20 protein-coding genes and 1 other RNA gene are annotated in these 18990 nt (G+C 61.4%); 14 read left to right on the forward strand and 7 right to left on the reverse strand.

Annotation, left to right across the window (positions count from 1 at the left end; translation table 11 throughout):
• Positions 1 to 100: 100 nt before the first annotated feature.
• The 3 genes from C5J22_RS10980 to C5J22_RS10990 form a co-directional block, all read right to left on the reverse strand.
• Positions 101 to 631 (reverse strand): dihydrofolate reductase, encoded by a 531-nt coding sequence (locus C5J22_RS10980; RefSeq protein ID WP_105438257.1) that lies wholly within the window; start codon positions 629 to 631, stop codon positions 101 to 103.
• Positions 628 to 1422, reverse strand: coding sequence for a thymidylate synthase (locus C5J22_RS10985; protein WP_105438258.1), 795 nt, complete (start codon positions 1420 to 1422; stop codon positions 628 to 630). The genes C5J22_RS10980 and C5J22_RS10985 overlap by 4 nt, the downstream gene beginning before the upstream one ends.
• A 110-nt stretch (positions 1423 to 1532) precedes the next feature.
• Positions 1533 to 2426: an NAD(P)-dependent oxidoreductase gene (locus tag C5J22_RS10990; protein WP_105438259.1), complete on the reverse strand. Its 894-nt coding sequence runs from the start codon at positions 2424 to 2426 to the stop codon at positions 1533 to 1535.
• 378 nt (positions 2427 to 2804) lie between these two features.
• Between C5J22_RS10990 and C5J22_RS10995 the strand changes: the two genes are divergently transcribed.
• On the forward strand, positions 2805 to 3518 hold the full coding sequence (locus C5J22_RS10995; protein ID WP_105438260.1) for an AprI/Inh family metalloprotease inhibitor: 714 nt from the start codon (positions 2805 to 2807) through the stop codon (positions 3516 to 3518).
• A gap of 148 nt (positions 3519 to 3666) precedes the next feature.
• Positions 3667 to 5568 (forward strand): DUF4396 domain-containing protein, encoded by a 1902-nt coding sequence (locus C5J22_RS11000; protein WP_105438507.1) that lies wholly within the window; start codon positions 3667 to 3669, stop codon positions 5566 to 5568.
• Between the two features lie 70 nt (positions 5569 to 5638).
• Here the strand turns inward: C5J22_RS11000 and C5J22_RS11005 are convergent, their stop codons facing one another.
• Positions 5639 to 6778 carry a HAMP domain-containing sensor histidine kinase gene (locus C5J22_RS11005; RefSeq protein WP_245440345.1) on the reverse strand — a complete coding sequence of 380 codons (1140 nt, stop codon included), beginning with the start codon at positions 6776 to 6778 and terminating at the stop codon, positions 5639 to 5641.
• Between the two features lie 196 nt (positions 6779 to 6974).
• Positions 6975 to 7652 (reverse strand): response regulator transcription factor, encoded by a 678-nt coding sequence (locus C5J22_RS11010; RefSeq protein WP_105438262.1) that lies wholly within the window; start codon positions 7650 to 7652, stop codon positions 6975 to 6977.
• A gap of 225 nt (positions 7653 to 7877) precedes the next feature.
• Between C5J22_RS11010 and C5J22_RS11015 the strand changes: the two genes are divergently transcribed.
• The 8 genes from C5J22_RS11015 to C5J22_RS11050 all read left to right on the forward strand — a co-directional run bounded on the left by C5J22_RS11015 (position 7878) and on the right by C5J22_RS11050 (position 13010).
• Complete coding sequence (locus C5J22_RS11015) at positions 7878 to 8150, forward strand: hypothetical protein (RefSeq protein ID WP_105438263.1); 273 nt, start codon at positions 7878 to 7880, stop codon at positions 8148 to 8150.
• 109 nt (positions 8151 to 8259) lie between these two features.
• Positions 8260 to 8508 carry a hypothetical protein gene (locus tag C5J22_RS11020; RefSeq protein ID WP_105438264.1) on the forward strand — a complete coding sequence of 83 codons (249 nt, stop codon included), beginning with the start codon at positions 8260 to 8262 and terminating at the stop codon, positions 8506 to 8508.
• Between the two features lie 108 nt (positions 8509 to 8616).
• The gene (locus C5J22_RS11025; protein ID WP_371412597.1) at positions 8617 to 9045 is read left to right on the forward strand and encodes a hypothetical protein; all 429 of its coding nucleotides are present in this window, start codon (positions 8617 to 8619) and stop codon (positions 9043 to 9045) included.
• A gap of 88 nt (positions 9046 to 9133) precedes the next feature.
• The gene (locus C5J22_RS11030; protein WP_105424376.1) at positions 9134 to 9352 is read left to right on the forward strand and encodes a hypothetical protein; all 219 of its coding nucleotides are present in this window, start codon (positions 9134 to 9136) and stop codon (positions 9350 to 9352) included.
• Between the two features lie 5 nt (positions 9353 to 9357).
• Positions 9358 to 10818 carry a TolC family protein gene (locus tag C5J22_RS11035; protein ID WP_105438508.1) on the forward strand — a complete coding sequence of 487 codons (1461 nt, stop codon included), beginning with the start codon at positions 9358 to 9360 and terminating at the stop codon, positions 10816 to 10818.
• A 14-nt stretch (positions 10819 to 10832) separates the two neighbouring features.
• Positions 10833 to 12191 carry a multicopper oxidase family protein gene (locus C5J22_RS11040; protein WP_105438266.1) on the forward strand — a complete coding sequence of 453 codons (1359 nt, stop codon included), beginning with the start codon at positions 10833 to 10835 and terminating at the stop codon, positions 12189 to 12191.
• 32 nt (positions 12192 to 12223) lie between these two features.
• Complete coding sequence (locus C5J22_RS11045) at positions 12224 to 12703, forward strand: plastocyanin/azurin family copper-binding protein (RefSeq protein WP_105400977.1); 480 nt, start codon at positions 12224 to 12226, stop codon at positions 12701 to 12703.
• Between the two features lie 22 nt (positions 12704 to 12725).
• The gene (locus tag C5J22_RS11050; protein WP_105424374.1) at positions 12726 to 13010 is read left to right on the forward strand and encodes a copper-binding protein; all 285 of its coding nucleotides are present in this window, start codon (positions 12726 to 12728) and stop codon (positions 13008 to 13010) included.
• A gap of 47 nt (positions 13011 to 13057) precedes the next feature.
• On the opposite strand, the gene C5J22_RS11055 is transcribed toward C5J22_RS11050, so the two are convergent.
• On the reverse strand, positions 13058 to 13423 hold the full coding sequence (locus C5J22_RS11055) for a hypothetical protein (RefSeq protein ID WP_105438267.1): 366 nt from the start codon (positions 13421 to 13423) through the stop codon (positions 13058 to 13060).
• Positions 13424 to 13661: 238 nt separating this feature from the next.
• On the opposite strand from C5J22_RS11055, the gene ssrA reads away from it, so the two are divergent.
• The 4 genes from ssrA to C5J22_RS11075 all read left to right on the forward strand — a co-directional run bounded on the left by ssrA (position 13662) and on the right by C5J22_RS11075 (position 15208).
• Positions 13662 to 14041, forward strand: a transfer-messenger RNA (tmRNA) gene (ssrA, locus tag C5J22_RS11060).
• 120 nt (positions 14042 to 14161) lie between these two features.
• Complete coding sequence (locus tag C5J22_RS11065; protein WP_105438268.1) at positions 14162 to 14668, forward strand: SspB family protein; 507 nt, start codon at positions 14162 to 14164, stop codon at positions 14666 to 14668.
• A 21-nt stretch (positions 14669 to 14689) separates the two neighbouring features.
• Positions 14690 to 14884 (forward strand): DUF4169 family protein, encoded by a 195-nt coding sequence (locus C5J22_RS11070; RefSeq protein ID WP_046667612.1) that lies wholly within the window; start codon positions 14690 to 14692, stop codon positions 14882 to 14884.
• 114 nt (positions 14885 to 14998) lie between these two features.
• Positions 14999 to 15208 carry a ribbon-helix-helix domain-containing protein gene (locus C5J22_RS11075; RefSeq protein WP_046626051.1) on the forward strand — a complete coding sequence of 70 codons (210 nt, stop codon included), beginning with the start codon at positions 14999 to 15001 and terminating at the stop codon, positions 15206 to 15208.
• A 28-nt stretch (positions 15209 to 15236) separates the two neighbouring features.
• Here the strand turns inward: C5J22_RS11075 and C5J22_RS11080 are convergent, their stop codons facing one another.
• Entirely contained in the window at positions 15237 to 18938 is a 3702-nt protein-coding gene (locus C5J22_RS11080) for an AsmA family protein (RefSeq protein WP_105438269.1), read from the reverse strand.
• Between the last annotated feature and the right edge of the window lie 52 nt (positions 18939 to 18990).

An 18990-nucleotide genomic window follows, 5' to 3' on the forward strand; every position in this document is an offset into this window, starting at 1 on the left:
GCCGTGCGGCAGCCGTCTGGCTATTGCCCCGTTATAGGGATGCGCCGACCTGCTTTCAACGCAGGTTCAATAACTTCCCGTTCAACGGTAACGAAATGTTTCAGTTTGCCGCGGTTCGGCGGGCATAAGTGGCGAAACGGGTCGGATAACTGTCCTTCTCGCCCACCGGAATCGCTATCTCCTCGATCGTCTCGAACACCGCCGGATCGATGGCCGGAAAGAACGTATCGCCGTCCGAAATGTCGGTTTCGACATGAGTAACGCACAGCATGTCTGCGATCTTGATCGCCTGGGCATAAATCTCGCCGCCGCCGAGCACGTAAATCTCGTCGGCTCCGGCCTCCTCGGCCCTGCGGCCGGCAATCTTCAGTGCCTCGTCGAGGGATGCGGCCACATCGACGCCCTCGTAGTGGAAGTCCGGATTGCGCGTGACGACCACATGCGGCCGGCCAGGGAGAGGCCTGCCGCCGAAACTGTCGAAGGTCTTGCGCCCGACGATAACCGGCTTGCCCAAAGTCAGCGCCTTGAAGCGCTTCAGATCGGTCGAAAGTCTCCAGGGCATGTCGCCATCGCGGCCGATGACGCCGTTCCGCGAGACGGCGGCGATGATGACGAGACGGGGCTTGCTCACACCGCCACCGCCGCCTTGATATGCGGATCGGCTTCATATCCTTCGAGCGCAAAATCCTCGAAGCGGAAGGAGAAAATGTCCTTTACCGCAGGATTGATGCGCATGGTGGGCAGCACCTTCGGAGTACGGGTCAGCTGCAGCTTCGCCTGCTCGAAGTGATCCGAGTAGATATGCGTATCGCCAAGTGTGTGGACGAAGTCGCCGGGCTTCAGGCCGGTCACCTGGGCGACCATCATTGTCAGCAGGGCGTAGGATGCGATGTTGAACGGCACGCCGAGAAAGACGTCGGCGGAGCGCTGGTAGAGCTGGCAGGAGAGCTTGCCGTCGGCGACGTAGAACTGGAACAGGCAATGGCAGGCCGGCAGCGCCATCTCGTCGAGTTGGCCGACGTTCCAGGCCGACACGATATGCCGGCGCGAATTGGGGTTGACCTTGAGGCCCTCGATCAATTGCGAAATCTGGTCGATATGGCGGCCGTCGGGGGCGGGCCAGGAGCGCCACTGGTGGCCGTAAACGGGCCCAAGCTCGCCCTTCTCGTCGGCCCATTCATCCCAGATGGAGACGCCGTTCTCCTTCAGATAGGCGACGTTCGTATCGCCTTTCAGGAACCACAGGAGCTCGTGGATGATCGACCTCAGATGCAGCTTCTTGGTGGTCAGGACCGGAAAACCCTCCGCGAGGTCGAAGCGCATCTGATAGCCGAAAACCGAGCGGGTACCCTTGCCGGTGCGGTCGCCCCGGTCGGTACCGGTTTCCATCACATGCCGAAGAAGATCGAGATATTGTTTCATGGGTCAGGCCGCCGATTCCATCGTCAAGGAATGATATAATAGCATAAGGCCGCCCGACCAATCTCCTCTGGCGGCTTTCCCCGCTATTTTGGCAAGCCCGGTTCTTAGCATCACCTGGTGACGTATTTACGCCAATCGTGGCTCTCGGCGAAACCCAGAACCTCCCTGATCTTGCGGTTGCTGATCGGAGCCTCGAATTCGCCGATCTCGCCGACGATGGGCGTGCCGGGCGCCCAACGCTCGAGGAACGGCCGGGTCGGCTCAAGCGCCGTAATCGTGTCGTTGACCGCGTTGAAGACCTGGAAGCCGAGGCCGTCTTTTTCGATGCAGAGATGCACGATCTGGCCGAGATCGCGGGCATCGATATAGCTCCAGGCATTGCGCTTGCGCGATGGCGGGTCGGCGAGGAAGACGGGGAAGCGGCTGTAGTCCTCCGGCGAGATCACGTTGCCGATCCGAAGCGCATAGATGTCCGCCCCGAAACGCATGGCAAAGGCCCGCGCCGTCTTCTCGTTGACGACCTTGGAGAGACCGTAGCTGTCCATCGGATCGACATCGTAATCTTCGGTGAGCGGAAACGAATGATAGTCCTTGTTGCCCTCGGCAAAGCAGACCCCATAGGTCGTCTCGCTGGATGCGATGATCACCTTGGGGATGCCGAGCTTCATCGCCGCCTCGATGACGTTGTAGGTGGAGATCGTGTTGGCCGAAAACGTCGCGTTGTCCGGGCGCATCAGGATGCGCGGCACGGCGGCGAAATGCACCACCGCATCGACGGGCGCCGGCCCCTTGCCGCTCTCCAGCCCCTGGAAGCCGAAATGCATGGAGAGCGCGTTGAAGGTCTCGCCGCCGTCCCTCAGATCGGTGATCAGCGTGTTGACGCCGGGGCAATCGAGCGGCACTAGGTCGAGGTTGAGGACCTCATGCCCTTCCCCTACGAGATACGGCACGACATGCCGTCCGGCCTTGCCGCTGCCGCCGGTGAATACGATCCGCTTGCCCATGACTGTGCCTCCTCAAATCCCATCCTGGCCCTGCCGCGACTGTCGATATCGTCCGCCCGCCTTCTGCGAGCCCGGCATCGCCGGCCGAAAACGACCTGTCTGGCTCGATGATGAAGCATGGCACCACCAGCCCGTCAACGTTGACAGTGCCCACCGGCCACCGCCTGCGCTTCACAACAATGTGCAGTCACCCGCCTCCCTGGGCGTTGCACGACGGGCAGACGCGCCTATCGAGTTTCACAAATCGACGAACTGGAAACCGGCGCTCCCATCCCCCGGCTCTCTGCGAATTCGGTCCCTCCAACCCCTGTTCGGTGAACTGCGAATCGGGCAAAAAAGGCCGTCCCTCAGCCCATTGCGCAGCCTGGAGCCTCGACCATGCGTATCCGCCACGCCCTTGCCGTCCTCGCCCCTTTCATGATTGCGGGGCCTGCTTTTGCGCAGGACCACCCTTCGGCCTACGTCGGTTCGTGGGAGGTGGAAACCGGCAGCGCGATCGGCAAATGCAGCGTCGAACTCAAGGGCACGGCTTTCGCAGGAAAGCTCTCCGCCCGCAGCATCATGTGTCTCGGCCCCCTGGGCTTCCTGAACGGATGGACGCCCAGCCGCGACGGCGTCACGCTGCTTGATCTCAGCGGCAGGGAGATCGGCAGCTTTGGACCGTCCCGCGGCAATCTCGTCGGACGTCTGAGCGACGGCAGCATCGTCACCATGAGACCGACGAGCGGCCAGCGTTTCGGCGGCAGGCGCAACGATGATCGCCGGCGTTCGGACCGGGACGGAAACGATCGCGCGGATTGCTACATGCGCGAAGACACGGGCCGATGCGCCGATCCTTCAGACATTCCGCCGCCGCGGGAACGCCGGCTGGTCCGCTCGATCGGCCCGCTCAACGTTCGCAGCCAGGAAGACATGAGCAGCCCGGTCGTGACCCAGACCGAAGCCGGCGAGTGTTTCACCGTCCATGGCTGCCGCGATACCAAGTGGGGGCCTCGTTGCGAAGTCCGGTGGGGCAAGAACCAGACCGGCTACACCATCAAGTATTTCGAGAGGAACGGTAAAAACTATATCGGCTTTCTCAACCGCTGCTGAAAACCCGGCTGCTTTTCCACGTCACAGTCCGTTTAACGTCCGGCCTTCGTGCCGGCGCCTGAAAACGTCGCGCGAAGCGCTTGACCTTCCAATGCTGGAAACTTGTAGCGTCCGCTCCATCTCGTGACTTAGCGATGTGGAGGAAGCCGTGTTCATCCAGCCAATCGACTATCTTCTCTTCGTCTGGTTCATCCTGGCCGGGCTCAGCACGCTTTATGTCGCCTCGGACCAGTTCAGGAACAATCCCGAGCCGGCCGTGATGAAATGGGGCTTCATCCTCGTCACGCTCTACCTCGGGCCGATCGGCCTGCTCCTCTACATCCTGGCCGACAAGGAACCTGTGCCCGGAACGCATGAAGAGTTCATCAAGCCGCTGTGGAAGCAGGGGATCGGCTCCACCATCCATTGCGTTGCCGGTGATGCGACGGGCATCATCATCGCCGCCGCGATCACCGCCCTTCTCGGGCTGCCGATGTGGATCGATATCATCATCGAATACATCGCCGGCTTCACGCTCGGCCTGTTCATCTTCCAGGCTCTGTTCATGAAGAACATGATGGGCGGCACTTACTGGCAGAATGTCCGAAACTCCTTCATGCCGGAATTCATCAGCATGAACGCGATGATGGCCGGTATGGCTCCGGTCATGGCCATCCTGATGATGGGCCGCGACATGAGGGCCATGTGGCCGGGAGAAATGCTCTTCTGGGGCGTGATGGCCCTCGGCATTGGGGTCGGTTTTCTGATCGCCTACCCGTTCAACGTCTGGCTGGTCGCCAAGGGCCTGAAGCACGGGCTGATGACGGAGCGAGGCCAAACTGCCGGCGACATCCACGGGCAACACCAGCAGGAGGGGGCACATGCCCACGGAGAGGAGCACCGCCAAGAGCGGCCCGGCAACCGTCAGCATCACGGGTCGGGGCGGGATCGCCCAAGCCGCGCATTCGCCCCTACCCGTCTCCAGATCGCCACGATGGCCGCCTTCACCTCGATCATGCTGATCGCCGGTTTTGCCTACCCGTTCACCAGGGTGAACATGCAACTGAGCGCCCACGACGTCGGTGGTGCGATCATGGCCCCCGGGATGATCATGACGTTCGATACGCCCGGCGACGCCATGCGCGACATGGCGGCGGTCGATCCTCGCCTCGCCGGTTTTCGGGCGCGGGAGACGGCGACGGGCGGCGAAGTCCTTCCGCCGCGCATCGAAGGGGACGTCAAGGTCTTCGACCTGACCGCCTCGGTGATCCGATGGTCGATATTGCCCGGCGAAACGGTGGAGGCCTACGCCTACAACAATCAGGTTCCGGGGCCGACCTTGCGGGTCGCGCAAGGCGACAAGGTCCGGATCAACGTCACGAACCGGCTGCCCGAAAGCACGACCGTTCATTGGCATGGCCTGATCCTGCCAAACGAGATGGACGGGCCGGCCCACATCACCCAGAAGCCGATAGAGCCGGGCCAGACATTCACCTACGAATATACCGTCGGGCAGTCCGGCACCTATTTCTACCACACGCACGACCACGTAGATCGGCAGCAGTCGCTTGGCCTGTATGGGGCGCTGATCATCGATCCCAAGGATGCGGCCGACGAAATTCCCGCCGATCTCGAATATACGATGCAGCTTCAGGAATGGGTGAAGCGGGAATGGCTCACCTATCCCGCCATGCCGATGGAAGGTGCCCTGCCCAACTTCTTCACGATCAACGGGAAATCCTATCCCGCGACGGATACGATCAAGATGAAGGTCGGGCAGAAACTGAAAATACGCTTCGTCGGTTCCCACACGACGGCCATCCATCCGATGCACGTCCATGGAGGCCCGTTCGAGGTCGCCGCGCGCGATGGGGAGACACTGGCGCCAACCGCCCGCTACCTCGCCGACACGGTCAACGTTGCTCCAGGACAACGCTACGATGTCCTATGGTCCGCCCAGCGACCGGGCAAATGGCTCGTCCACTGCCATATCTCCCACCACACGACGAACAACAATGTCGAAACCGATGGCGGTGGAGGCCTGATGCTGGTGATCGATGTGCAACCGTGATTGTTTCAACTCGACTTCGCCCATGCTGATCGCGCCCACATGAGGCGATCACGTCGCACACGGAGCAGTTTCAGATGCTGCGAAACAGGATAACCACAGACAGCCCCGGCGCATTGTCCAGCAACTCGACCTTCGCACCATGAAGCTCTGCAATCGCTTTTACGAGGCTGAGGCCAAGTCCCGATCCGACGGTGGTTCTGCTTTTTTCCAGCCGATAGAAGCGATCGAATACCCGCTCCCGCTCTTCCGCAGGAATGCCTGGGCCGTCATCGGATACGCTCAGGCAGATCGCGCCGCCGCGATGCGTCAAGCCCAATGTGATGGTGGAGCCGGACGGGGTATGACGGAGCGCGTTGGCGAGCAGATTGGCCAACATTTGCCTTATCAGGTCCGGATCGGCGCGAACCTGACATTCCTCTCCCGCTTCCTGTATGCGAAGCGTGTAGCCGTCTTCCGCAGCGATCGCGTCGTAAATATCGTAGATGTCGCGGACCAGCGCAGTGAGATCGATTGACTTGAAATGGGCAGTCCTGTTGCGGGCCTCGATCTGGGCAATCCTCAGGAGTGCGTCGAACGTGCTCGCTATCGCGGTCAGTTCAGCGAGAGCGGCTTCTACCGCGTTTTTGGCCTCTTCCATTGTTTCTGCCTGCAGAGCATCGTCCAGAATCAGGAACGTCCGACCGATCGGCGTTTTCAGGTCATGAGCGACGTTCGTCGTTACATGGTTCAAGGTGGCGACGCTCGCCTCCAGACGCTCCAGCGCAACATTGACCTCCGACGATAGCATGTCGATCTCGTCCATCCTCGACGAGACCGGCAGTCGCCTCGCAAGCTCGCCGCGGCCGATGGCATGAGCGGTTTGGGACAGCTCCGAAATCCGCCGACGGGTGCGATATCTCAGGACGACCGCTCCGCCTAATCCGACGGTAAATACGATTGCGGTGGCCCACCCGAAGCTGACCAACACGATCCGTGCCAGTTCGTCGGTGTCGCCGTAGCTGATGCCAACCGTCAGGTCGTTCCCGTCGAGCTGGCCCCGGAACAGCTTATAGTTGACGTCGCTTTGATGCTGATCTTCAGGCCTCAGGGTGGAAAAGCCTTTCGCAACGCCTTTCAGTTCAGCGTTTCCCGCAATCAGCGCTCCGGATGAATTCCGGAGCGTGTAGATCGTCTCTTCGCCTCGGATCGCCGGACCATGGCTGTTGATCATGCTGATCGCGCCTGGGAGACCGCGAGCCTCGTAGGCTGACCCGATTTCCCTGTATCGCTCCATGACGTTTGCGTTGAGCCGCTCGTCCAGAAAATTCAGCACCATCTGGTAGGCGATGACGTTGGCTGCGAGGTAGGAGACGACAAACAGCGATATGTAGAGGAAGGCAAGCCGGACAGCCGTGCTCTTGAAGAAGCTACCGCCGCGCATGCAGGCTATAACCGGTGTTGCGGACCGTGTGCAGGAGCGGGAAGTCGAACGGTTTATCGATCTTCGACCTCAATCGGCTGATATGGGTTTCGACCACGGAACTCTGCGGATCGAAATTGAAGTTCCAGATCCTCTCCAGAAGCATCGTTTTGGTGAGCACCCTTCCCTCGTTTCGCATCAGAAGCTCCAGCAGCGTGAACTCCCTCGGCAGCAGTTCAAGAGGCATTCCAGCTCGTTCGGCGGTTCGTTTGACCAGGTCGAGTTCAAGATCCCCGACGCGCAACTTCGTCTTCTCCGCAGTCATTGGCGGACGCCTGAGCAACGCGTTGATCCTCGCCGTCAACTCCGAGAAGGCGAAAGGTTTGACGACATAGTCGTCGCCCCCGGCCTCGAGACCCTCGACGCGGTCGTCGACACCGCTCATGGCCGTGAGGAAAAGAACCGGGGTTCGGACGGAGGCTGCGCGAAGGCTTTTTACAAGCGCGAGGCCGTCCAGAGCTGGAACCATCCGGTCGACGACCATCACGTCATAGGAATCATCGAGTCCTGCCGTCAACCCGTCTCTGCCATCGAGAACCCAATCCACGACATGTCCAGCCGACGTAAAACCTTTGACGATATAGGTGGCCGTCTTCTTGTCATCTTCTATCAGGAGGATTTTCATAAGGCTTCCGGTCTGTAGAGCAGTATTTTGATCGCGCGCTCGCCGATGCTCAAAGCGGCACGATCCAGGCTTTGTTGCGGCAGGATATCAGCCCTGCCTGACCCGTGATAGCCGCGGCGGCGAGCCGTTCCACCTTACAATTTTGTAAACTTGGCGAAAGGCGACCGACAAAACCGCGAGGTAACTTCCTCACGCTGCACCACGCAGTCGAACGAGGAAAAGATCATGAATTCCAAGCTCCTAATCCTATCGGTTGGTTTCGCGGCCGTTGCAGTCCCCGCTCTGGCTAACGGTCCCTTGGCTCCCGAAGCGTCTCCTGTGGATGCGATTGTCCAAGGGCACGGCAAACCCGGAGAAACCGCCGTCGCCAAGTCCAATAGCAACGTGACGTTCCGGGTCCTCGACAATGGCATCGTCGAGCGCACCAACAAGCGGTTCGGGACCGTTTCCGTAACCGATCCGCGTGCTGAACTCCATAAATCCCGCGACAACCGCTGAATTTCAACTGCCGTCGATCAGCGATCCCTGCTCGACATTCAAGACATCGGCAACGCATCGACCATGGTCGCTAACTCCAATGGTCGGCAATTCTGAAGGAATATCTACAATGATGAAAGCAGCTTCCGCTATCGCGCTTTTGACCGCAATTTTTCTGAGCACATCCGCACTGGCCCAGGAAGGCAACTACTACGGAGGGGCTGACCGCAACCCTTCGGTAGAAGCATCTGCAGCCCGGGACGCCCGCTACGGATATACCGGATCGATCAACAATCCGGCGCTTCGCAACGGGTGGGACACGACCCCGAAGACGACCAACAGCGGCGACTACTATGGTGGTTCGGACCGCCCCAACTAAAGCCAATGCAACCGGTGCCCGCTGGCCTCAGATACGGCGGGGCACCCTTCGTGGCGTTGTTGCGGTGCCACACAAACGACGTGAAGTGGTGGTTTGAGAAGGCGTCGATTGACAAGCTCGAAGGCTCTGGCAATCCTGATAGGCATGAGCGGGATGTATCGAATCACATCTAAAGCGATGGCACTGATGTTCAGACTGGTGATGATCTTGTCACTGGCGGGCTACAGCTTTTCTGCCGTCAGCGCCGCGATGCATCCCGAAAGCGCCGCCCAGGTCTCGCAGGTCGAAGATGGCCACGCCGCTCACCATGGCGACGGCGTTGCGATGGCCGATGCCGATCATCACGGCAACCAGCACGACCACGGCAGTCCGGAAAAATCCAAGAGCTCCTGCTGCACGGATTATTGCGGGGTTGCGGCCATCACCTGCTCCGGCTCCTCGTTGAGCCATCCGCGGGTGGTCTCCATTCGCGAGTTCATCGACGACACGGATACTGCCGGTCAGAAGCCGAGCCTGCATCGTCCACCTAATATCTGAGAACTAGCACCCGCAGGGCGGGTCTTGCTGTGACTGTGCGCGACCGATCGCGCCGGCACGATTGCGATCATATTCTCGGATTTTCACCATGAAACATTTGTTCCTGGTGGTTGCTCTTCCGCTTTTTGCCAGCGGATGCGCGTCCACATTGCCTGAAGTCGTTGCTTCCACCGACCACCCGGATACCGTGTCCGACGTCGGGGCCCTCCGGTATCGGAGTCCCATTGACGGCTACACCCATCGCATGCCCGTCGATCCGAAGCCCTGGCGCGGTCTCAACGACGCCCAGGCTCCGAAAAAAGGATGAGCGCGATGATAACACGTCACATCAGGCTCATATCCGCCGTCGTGCTTCCCCTCGTCGCCGCCGGCTGCGTTGCGACGGACTATTCGGCCAAAGAAGCCGGCTTCATGAATGCCTCGGCGAAAAGCAGCGAGGCAACCGGCAAACAAACCGTGTGGGTCCAAAACCGACAGCAAGCCCAGGCAGTCCAGGGCCGCGTGAAGACGCTGATGGCCAGGAAGACCGTCGACGTCGAGACCGCCGTCCAGGTCGCTCTCCTGAACAACAAGGGCCTCCAGGCCTCCTATGCCGATCTCGGAGATAGTGCGGCGGACGCATGGCAGACGCAGCTTTCGGTCTTGCCGACCTTCTCCGTCGGCCTGACCGGGATAGCCACTCCCGGACTTGAGGCCTATCGCGTTCTCGAGGGCGCCGTCGCGGCCAATATTCTGGCTCTGGCGACATACGAGAAGAACATCAAGCTGGCCGACACGCGGTTCCGTCAGGCCCAGCTCAACGCGGCGATCGCCACGATCTCTCTCGCCGCCGAAACGCGACGAGCCTGGATCAACGCCGTGGCGGCATGGGAAAACGTCGCCTACCTCAACCAGGCCAAGGGAGCCGCCGACGCTGCCTCCGAGCTCGCCAAGAAGATCGGCGAAGCGGGATCGATGCCGAAGGCCGACCAGGCGCGTGAACACGTTTTCTATGCGGAACTGACCGGCGAGACTGCCAAGGCAAGGCTCGAAGCAAAGCTAGCCAAGGAGGAGCTGGTCAGGCTGATGGGCCTCTCCGGTTCCGACATCGATTTCCAGATTCCGAACCGCCTCCCCTCGCTGCCGAAGGCATTGATCAGGCGCGACGACATCGAGGCCGAGTCGATTCACAAGCGCATGGATCTGCAGGTCGCCCGCCTGGAGCTTCAGGCGACCGCCCAGTCCTACAAGCTCGAAGATGTCACCCGCATCGTCACCGACATCGAACTGGTCGGCACTTACGAAAAGGAACGCGAGCGCGAGGACGGCAAGATCTTTTCGGACGTGTCGAAGACGGCAGGACTGGAATTCAGGATCCCGATCTTCGATTCCGGCCAGGCGCGTCTGCGAAAGGGCGAGCTCGCCTATATGCGGGCTGCCAACCAGCTGGCGGAACTTGCGGTCAACGCCCGTTCGCAGGCCCGCTCCGGCTATCTGTCCTACAAGTCGAACTACGATATCGCACGCCACTACCGAAACAACGTCCTGCCCTTGCGCAATGCGATCGAGGAACAGTCCCTCCTCACCTACAACGGCATGATCACCAGCACCTTCGAACTGATCGCCGACACCCGCGAGAAGATCGACTCCATCATCCTCGCCGTCAACGCCAAACGCGACTTCTGGCTTGCCGAAGCGAACCTTGCCCCCGTCATCTATGGCGGCAGCACCGGTTCGGCCTCGGCAGAAACCGAGGTCGCTTCGGCTGAAAAAGCCGAAAACGGCGGACACTGAGAAAGGAAACGAGAATGTTCAATAGAAGACAATTGCTCGGAGCAGGTGCCGCCGGTGCCGCACTCGTCTCCTCCCAGGCCTGGGGCCAGGCCTCGAACATGGGTCTGCCGGAGGCGGCCGCCATGGATTCCGCCGCAACCCAGACGCCGATCCGTCCATCCGTGGGGCCAGACTACAACCCGGTCGTGACCCTGAACGGATGGACCATGCCCTTCCGCATGAACAACGGCGTCAAGGAGTTCCATCTCGTCGCCGAGCCTGTCGAGCGCGAGATGGCGGAAGGCATGACCGCCTACCTCTGGGGCTATAACGGTCAGTCGCCAGGTCCCACCATCGAAGCGGTCGAGGGCGACCGGGTCCGCATCTTCGTGACCAACAAGCTGCCGGAGCACACCACGGTCCACTGGCACGGCATGATCGTGCCGTCGGGAATGGACGGCGTGGGCGGCCTTTCGCAACCCCACATTCCTGTCGGCAAGACCTTCGTCTACGAGTTCGACCTCGTGAAGTCCGGCACCTTCATGTACCACCCGCATTCGGACGAGATGGTCCAGATGGCGATGGGCATGATGGGCTTCTTCGTGGTCCATCCGAAGGACCCGAAGTTCATGCCGGTGGACCGCGACTTCGTTTTCCTGCTCAGCGCCTATGACATCGATCCCGGCACCTATGTGCCGCGCGTCATGGAGATGACCGACTTCAATCTCTGGACCTGGAACAGCCGCATCTTCCCGGGCATTGATCCGTTGGTGGTCTCGAAGAACGACAAGGTCCGCGTCCGCGTCGGTAACCTGACGATGACCAACCACCCGATCCACATGCACGGCTACGATTTCGAAGTGACCTGCACCGACGGCGGCTGGGTTCGGCCTGAAGCCCGCTGGCCGGAGGTCAGCATCGACATTCCCGTCGGCGCGATGCGGGCCTACGAATTCGACGCAAAGCATGTCGGCGACTGGGCGATCCATTGCCACAAGTCGCATCACACGATGAACGCGATGGGCCACGACATCCCGACGTTCATCGGCGTCGACAAGAAGGAAGTCACCAAAAAGATCAGGCAGATCCGTCCCGAATACATGCCGATGGGTACGGCCGGCATGGCGGATATGGGCGAGATGTCCATGGAAATACCGGAAAACACTGTTCCCATGATGACTGGATGGGGACCCCACGGCCCCATCGAGATGGGCGGCATGTTTTCCGTGGTGAAGGTCCGCGAGGGTATCTCGGCGGGCGATTACACCGATCCGGGTTGGTACGAAAACCCGCCCGGCACCCAGGCCTGGGAGTGGACGGGAAGCCTCCCCGACGCGCCCAAGGCCAAAGACGCAAAGACACAGCCGCCGTCGAAACATTCGAACCACGGCTGATCGGTAACTCCCAACAATCAAAGGACATGATCATGAAAACTGCAATTCTTGGCCTCATCCTCGCCACCCTCGCAACGCCGGTTCTGGCATCGGGCAGCCACGCGGGCGGCCACGGCGAAGCCATGGCCGTTGGCGAACCCGGCGACAAGTCGAAGGTCAGCCAGACCATCCGCGTCAGCATGAAGGAGACGCCCGACGGCAAGATGATCTTCACCCCGAACGACTTCAAGGTTCGCAAGGGTCAGACCATCCGCTTCACCATCAAGAACGAAGGCGAGCTCGACCACGAATTCGTCCTCGACCAGGAGGCGAAGGTGATGGAGCACAAGGCGGTCATGGAGAAATTTCCGGACATGGAACATGACGATCCGAACGCGATCCGCCTGAAGCCGGGCAAGTCCGGTGATATCGTCTGGAAATTCACCAACGATGGCGTCTTCAAGATCGCCTGCCTCGTTCCCGGCCACTACGACGCCGGAATGCACGGCGACGTCACTGTCGCCAACAAGTAGGTAAGAAGGAAGGAGTAAGAGCATGAAAACGGTTCTCAAACTTGCTGTCGTCGCAGCGCTCGGCCTGGCATCCGCCAGCGGTGCGTTCGCTCAGGAATTCACCAAGGGCACGGTCAAGAAGGTCGATGCCAAGGCCAAGAAGGTCACGCTCATCCACGAGGAGCTGAAGGGTCTCGAAATGCCCGCGATGACCATGGTCTTCAGCGTGGCCGACGAGGGGATGCTCGGGAAGATGAAGGAAGGCGCGAACATCCAGTTCGTGGCGGAACGTGTCAACGGCAAGCTGACCGTCACCCAGGTGAAGTGACAACAACGGCCCCCGCTTCCCCAGAAGCAGGGGGCCTACTCACCTACTCAAGAGACGGGTTGAAGGCACAAGGCCTTCCACAGGTCCTCTTTCCAGTCGCCCATCACTGGCGGGTCATGCAGCCTGTAAACTGTAGCGCCGACCAATACCGTTCGTGGCGCCTGACACCGGATGCGCATGACATGGGTGCCGTTGTCCACGAAGATGGGTTCGCCGCCGGTCTTGTGCTCGGTCAGTCCAATTGCGACGTCGTAATCATACTCGATGTCTTCCGACGTCGCCGCCGACGTGATCGTGAGGCTCACTGTCCGGCTGTCGGGGAATTGCGCAATGTGAAACGGCTGACGTTCCTGAGCTTCTAGGCCCGACGCCACGATGACGAATGCTGCCACAGCTAAGCAGAGACGGCCCATCGGCCCCTCCCAAGGCACGACACTTCAGTAGTTTAGCATCGATTGGACCGCTGGGACAGCGATTGTCAGGTGCTGCCACAACGGCTCATATCAAAAAAGGGAAGCGCAACGATCGCGGATCGTTATCTGCGCGAAGGAACCGGTCGATTGCGCTGATCCTCGGTTCCTGCCCGTTTCCCTGTTGGCCAGCGGCAAAAGTGATCGATGCGACGATTTATGGGAGCCTTCACGCTTCTCACCCCTTTTCACCGGGGGTGGAAACGCCTATATGACGGTTGCCGGACTTCGGTCCGGCTATGGCAATAAACGGCCGGTGTAATAAACCTATTGGACCCGGGGGCGGTACCCGGCGCCTCCACCAAAAACCGGTCGGTCGCATGGAAACCTTGCGGACCGGCTTTTGATGGGGGCGAAATAGGATCGACAAGGGCTTAAAGATCGAACTTTTGCTCGGCATGATACCACCGTTATCGGGTCAAAAAGTGTAGTTGCAAACGACAACAACGCTAAGGGTTATGCTCTCGCTGCCTAATGGCGGTGCGGGAAATCCGAACTAAGTCCTTAGAGGTAGCACTTTAAGGCGGGGTCCGAAGGCACCTGGCAACAGAAGCCTTCACCTTCGCTCCCCAGTCGAATACTATGGAACTGACTCGGATGCTCGTCGGGGCTTCCCCGCGCCGGGCCGGCATGGCATAACGCGTCTGACTAAAAGACGAGAGAATGGAAAGACAGGACCGTATGGGGCAGGACCACATCCGTTACGATATTCTGGCGCAGGACGCGTTGCGCGGCGTCATCCGTAAGGTTTTGACCGAGGTTGCGGCCACGGGCCGTCTGCCGGGCGACCATCATTTCTTCATCACCTTCCTGACCGGCGCCCCGGGCGTGCGCATCTCGCAGCACCTCAAGGCGAAATATGCCGAACAGATGACCATCGTCGTCCAGCACCAGTTCTGGGACCTCAAGGTCTCCGATACCCAGTTCGAGATCGGCCTTTCCTTCTCCGACACCCCGGAACGCCTGGTCGTTCCCTTCAACGCCATTCGCGGTTTCTACGATCCTTCTGTAAATTTCGAGCTTGAATTCGAAGTGCCGCTGGCCGACGAGGACGAGAACACCACCGCCGAAATCACCGCCATCCCCGTAGAAGCCATTTCCAAGTCTGCCGAAACCGAAGCCAAGCCCGGCGAAGAGAAGAAGCCCGGCTCGGTCATCTCGCTCGATTCCTTCCGCAAGAAGCAGTAAGCGCCGGGAGGCGCGTCAGCCATGAGCGCCGAAATCGTCAACCTTCGCCAGTTCCGCAAAGCCAAGGAACGGCTCGAAAAGGAAAAGGAGGCGGAGCAGAACCGCCTCACCTTCGGCCGTACCAAGGCCGACAAGTCCCTGACAAAGGCACGCAACGACAAGGCGGAGAAGGGGCTCGACCAGGGCCGCCTGGAAAAGCCCGGCAAGGACGACTGACTTTCCGTCCGGCGTATATTAAGGATCCGCTAACCAAGCTTCAGCCGATTGGCTTGACGCCGGAAGTACCACAGTCTGAATAAGCGAGCTTGTTCCGAAGGTCCGGAGAGTTTCGTGATCCGCAAACATTCCGCGACCCTTCACGGTCATCGCACCAGTTTTTCCCTCGAGGACGAGTTCTGGCTCGAATTGAAGGCGATCGCAGCAAAACGCGATATCAGCCTGGCGACCCTGATCGCCGAGATCGACGATCAAAGGGATGCTGCCAGCAATCTCTCGTCGGCGCTGCGCGTCCATGTCCTGACGTGGCTCAAGTCTTCGTAAAATGAAATTGGCACCGCCGTTGGGGCAGCTACTGCTGCACCCCTGGCAGACTTGGCATATTGGAAATGCCGGGGGACGGAAAGTTCTGGCGGATCGCGCCGTCGGTCGGCGGTACGATCAGCTGCGGCGGCTGGCTGATCTGACGCTGACGCACCTCCTCCGCCGCACGCGCCGCCGCCTCCACGCCCTGACGCTGGCGTTCCGCCTCCGCCGCCTGCTGCTGGCGGGCCCGCTCTTCGGCCGCCGCCTTGTCGCGGGCCGCCTGCCGCTCGATCGCCTGGAAATTATAGAGCGCCACCTCACGGCGAAGACGCTGCTTTTCGAGCACGCTCGCCTGCAGCGTCTCGACACGCCGCCGCTGCTGCTCGAAGGCGCGTTGCGACAGGAAATTGGTCATGGCCGCGATATCGACCCGCTTGGCGGGTGCGGCGATATCCCCCGAATATTCGAGCCGGATGGTCGGATCGCCGCCAGCCAGCGCTTCCTCGCCGGCATCGTAGGTAACCGCCAGATTTGCGCCCAGACTGTCATCCAGCAGATCGAAGCGCCCCTCGCCCGCGAGCTTCGTGGTGCCGACGCCGGCTGCGACATTCTGCGCCCGCGCTTCGCCGGCCGTGATCGTCATGGGGATGGTCACGTTGCCCACCGCCGCATTTCCCTGATGCAGCAGGCCGGTCGCGATCGGCCGGACCCGCGCCTCCGTCACCTCGCCGCCAAGCTTGTCGACCCCGGTCATCAAGGGTTTCATCGCATCGGGATTGATGCCGGCGACGGTCAGATCCTTCAGCCGTAATTCGGCCGAACCGCTCGTTGCACCCAGGAGCTCGGCCAAGGTCTTGCCGGTCGATTCGGCGGACATGTTGAAATCCAGCTTGCCGGCGGCGACCGGCTTGCCGCCGGCCTTCCAGACGAGCGGCGCGAGATCGGCGTTCTCAGCCGAAATCCGGGCCTGCAGGAGTCCTGTTCCGTCACCGTTCGACATCAGCAGCCGGCCGGCGAGCCGGCCGCCCTGCCAGTTGCCCGCACCGTTCTCGATGGTGATGCCGCCGCTGCGATGGGTGACCCTGGCAGCGAAATCATCGATATTGCCGAAGACGCCGGCATCGAACCGTCGCGCCTTGACGTCGAGGGCGACGTCCGCGCCGGAAAAGATCGGCTGGGCGAAGGGCTTGGAGGAAAACGCCCCGCTCTGCGGATCGCTGAACGGCCCGTAGATCGCCTCACCGAGCCAGGCAAGATCGAGGCTGTCGACGCTGAGCGAGCCGGTGGCCGGCATGCCCGGCGCCTTGCGGTCGATGGCGATGTCACCGCTGATCGCATTACCGTCCGCCGCACCTTTAAGGGCGGCGATCTTCACCACCTCCGGCGTCATGCTGAAATCCGCGTCGAGCGTCACCGGCATGCCGGTGCCGAACTGCGGCAGGCCGATGCCGTTCATCAGCAGATAGGGTTCCAGATCCGCGCTTCTGAGCGTGACGTGACCGCTGCCCTCGCCAAAACCCTCGCTGCCGATCCGGATATCGCCGTTAATGTCCAGCGAGGTCTTTTCGGTCGTGAATGTCAGCGCAGCCTTTGCCCCGGCATTCGGACCCTGGTGGACGTTGAGCAGCAGTTCTCCCGCGCCATCCCCCTGGAAAGGCAGGGGATCGAGACCCGCCTGCCCCAGGAGAACCATCGGATCGGGATTGTCGAGCGACGCAACGAGCGTCATGTCGGTGCCGCTCGTCAGGTCGAAGAGGCCTGGAAGCTTCAGGTTGGCATTGACCGCGCTGCCGTTGGTCTTGCCCTTGAGGACGACCTCCACGCCGTTGAGGTCGCCGCCGACGGTCAGGCTGGCACCGAGATCCGTGTTGGCGAACCAGGCGCCGTTTGCCGCAAGCCGGGCGAGAGCCGGATGCGCGGGCAGCCGGTCGCGCAGCATGGTCAGGAAAGCCGTCGGATCGGCGGAACGGAAGGTGAGGCTGCCATTGCCCGAATAGGCAAGCAGCGAGCCTTCTACGCGACCTCGTGCCGAAACCGTGGCGCCTTCGACATTGCCGATCGTCAGGCGCTCCAGCGACAGCGCGCCGCCGGCCAGGGTGAAGGCGGTGTCGACATTGTTGGCGGCGACCCCGAGGGCGGTGAACCGGTCGGCCTTCAGCGTCGCGGCAACCCGATGGTCGAGCACGTCCTGGCCCGCATCGTCGCCGGTCATCAGCGAGGCGAGCGCCCGCATCGCATCGATATCGATCTCGTTGCCGGCAAGGCTCATCGAAAGATTGGGCGTATGCCCCTGGGCGGACTGGCGTTCCACACGGCCCTTGAGCGTTGCCGGACCGACCGCCAGCTCGAGGTTGTCGAACCGCTGCAGGTCCGGCGTCAGGTTGACCTTTGCCGAAAATCCGGCGGAGCGGAGCTGGCGCAGCTCGGGCGCTACCCGGCCCGAAAGCCAGTCGGAAAGTCCGGACGGCTGGCTGGAGGCGACCAGCATGTCGCCGACGAAGGACGTCCGGTCGCGAAGCACGAGGCTACCCTTGGCCTCCAGCTGCGTGCGGCCCGGCAGGGTGGCGACCACGTTGTCCACCGTCCAGCCGCGCCCGGCGGGACGGATGTCGAGCCTGATATCGCGTATGGTCGTGTCGTTGGCGACGATCGCCGGCAGCCTGAGGCTAGCGCGGCCGGGCACCTGCGGAATGGGGATCGAGGCCGCCAGCCGGATGAAATTGTTGATGCGGCGCTGCGCCGAAGCGGCGGCATCGCGGCCGGTCTTTGCCCGCGCGCCCTCGCCCAGCCGATTGACGTCGATCTGCTGGCCGTCGGCTGTCAGCAGGAATTCAGGCTTCTCGCCGGTATCGAGGGTCGCTTCGCCGGTCACCACGTAAGGGTTATCGGTCGCCCCGACTTCCAGCCGGTATTGCGGAACGCGAATGCGTTCGTTGGTGACCTCGAACCCGCCCTTGAGGCGCGGCCCCGGCGGCGGCGGCGCCACCGGTTCGGTCTCGTCTTCCTCCTGCAGGAAGTCGAGGGTGAAGTTGCCGTTATAGGCAGGCTTGTTGTCGGCGACGGTGAGCTCGCCGTCGAGATTGACCTCGACGGGCTGCGCATCCGGCCAGAGCCTGAGGCGCAGCGGCATACGCTTGCCCTCGGCATCCGCCGTGCCGCTCGCCAGGTTGAACCGCGTCTCATGACCGTCGAGCGCCGCATTGCCTTCGCCACGCCAGGGGCCGCGCAGCGAGCCGGCGGAAAAATCGCCCGCGAGGCCGGTGATCTGCCGCGACTGCCCGGACTGTTCGTCGATCAGGTTGATCTCGCCGCCGGTGATATGCACATCCTCGATGACCACCGTGCGGGCCGGGATCGCGGCACGGCTGCCGCGCATCCAGTCGAGCGAGCCGTCCTTCAACAGCCGGATCCGAGCCTTCGGCTCCTCGATGCGCATGTCGAAGATGCGCGCCTCGCCCGAGAGGAACGGCGCCAGCTCCATATCCATCGAAAACCGTGCCACCTGCACCAGCGGCTGACCATCCGTATCGGGGCCCACCCGTACGTCATGCAGGGTGACTGAGGGAAACGGCAGTATACGTGCATCGACGTCGCCGTGGACGGTGACCTTCTTGCCGAGGATGCGGCTTGCCTGTTCCTCGAAGCCGACGCGCAGGCTCGACCAATCGACGAAGAACGGCGCGAGCAGCGCCGTAAACAGCGCCACCACCACCAATCCGCCGAATGCCAACAGGATGCGTCCGAGCACGGTATCCGTCTCCCTGATCTTGCTTAAGAGACTAGTTCCATTGGGTTCACAG

The organism is Neorhizobium sp. T25_13 (genome assembly GCF_002968675.1).
GTDB lineage: Bacteria > Pseudomonadota > Alphaproteobacteria > Rhizobiales > Rhizobiaceae > Neorhizobium > Neorhizobium tomejilense.

Coding starts and splice junctions, on each gene's coding strand:
- C5J22_RS10985 (WP_105438258.1), bottom strand. CDS start 1,422: ATGAAACAATATCTCGATCTTCTTCGGCATGTGATGGAAACCGGTACC.
- C5J22_RS10990 (WP_105438259.1), bottom strand. CDS start 2,426: ATGGGCAAGCGGATCGTATTCACCGGCGGCAGCGGCAAGGCCGGACGG.
- C5J22_RS10995 (WP_105438260.1), top strand. CDS start 2,805: ATGCGTATCCGCCACGCCCTTGCCGTCCTCGCCCCTTTCATGATTGCG.
- C5J22_RS11005 (WP_245440345.1), bottom strand. CDS start 6,778: ATGATCAACAGCCATGGTCCGGCGATCCGAGGCGAAGAGACGATCTAC.
- C5J22_RS11010 (WP_105438262.1), bottom strand. CDS start 7,652: ATGAAAATCCTCCTGATAGAAGATGACAAGAAGACGGCCACCTATATC.
- C5J22_RS11015 (WP_105438263.1), top strand. CDS start 7,878: ATGAATTCCAAGCTCCTAATCCTATCGGTTGGTTTCGCGGCCGTTGCA.
- C5J22_RS11020 (WP_105438264.1), top strand. CDS start 8,260: ATGATGAAAGCAGCTTCCGCTATCGCGCTTTTGACCGCAATTTTTCTG.
- C5J22_RS11030 (WP_105424376.1), top strand. CDS start 9,134: ATGAAACATTTGTTCCTGGTGGTTGCTCTTCCGCTTTTTGCCAGCGGA.
- C5J22_RS11035 (WP_105438508.1), top strand. CDS start 9,358: ATGATAACACGTCACATCAGGCTCATATCCGCCGTCGTGCTTCCCCTC.
- C5J22_RS11040 (WP_105438266.1), top strand. CDS start 10,833: ATGTTCAATAGAAGACAATTGCTCGGAGCAGGTGCCGCCGGTGCCGCA.
- C5J22_RS11045 (WP_105400977.1), top strand. CDS start 12,224: ATGAAAACTGCAATTCTTGGCCTCATCCTCGCCACCCTCGCAACGCCG.
- C5J22_RS11050 (WP_105424374.1), top strand. CDS start 12,726: ATGAAAACGGTTCTCAAACTTGCTGTCGTCGCAGCGCTCGGCCTGGCA.
- C5J22_RS11055 (WP_105438267.1), bottom strand. CDS start 13,423: ATGGGCCGTCTCTGCTTAGCTGTGGCAGCATTCGTCATCGTGGCGTCG.
- C5J22_RS11065 (WP_105438268.1), top strand. CDS start 14,162: ATGGGGCAGGACCACATCCGTTACGATATTCTGGCGCAGGACGCGTTG.
- C5J22_RS11070 (WP_046667612.1), top strand. CDS start 14,690: ATGAGCGCCGAAATCGTCAACCTTCGCCAGTTCCGCAAAGCCAAGGAA.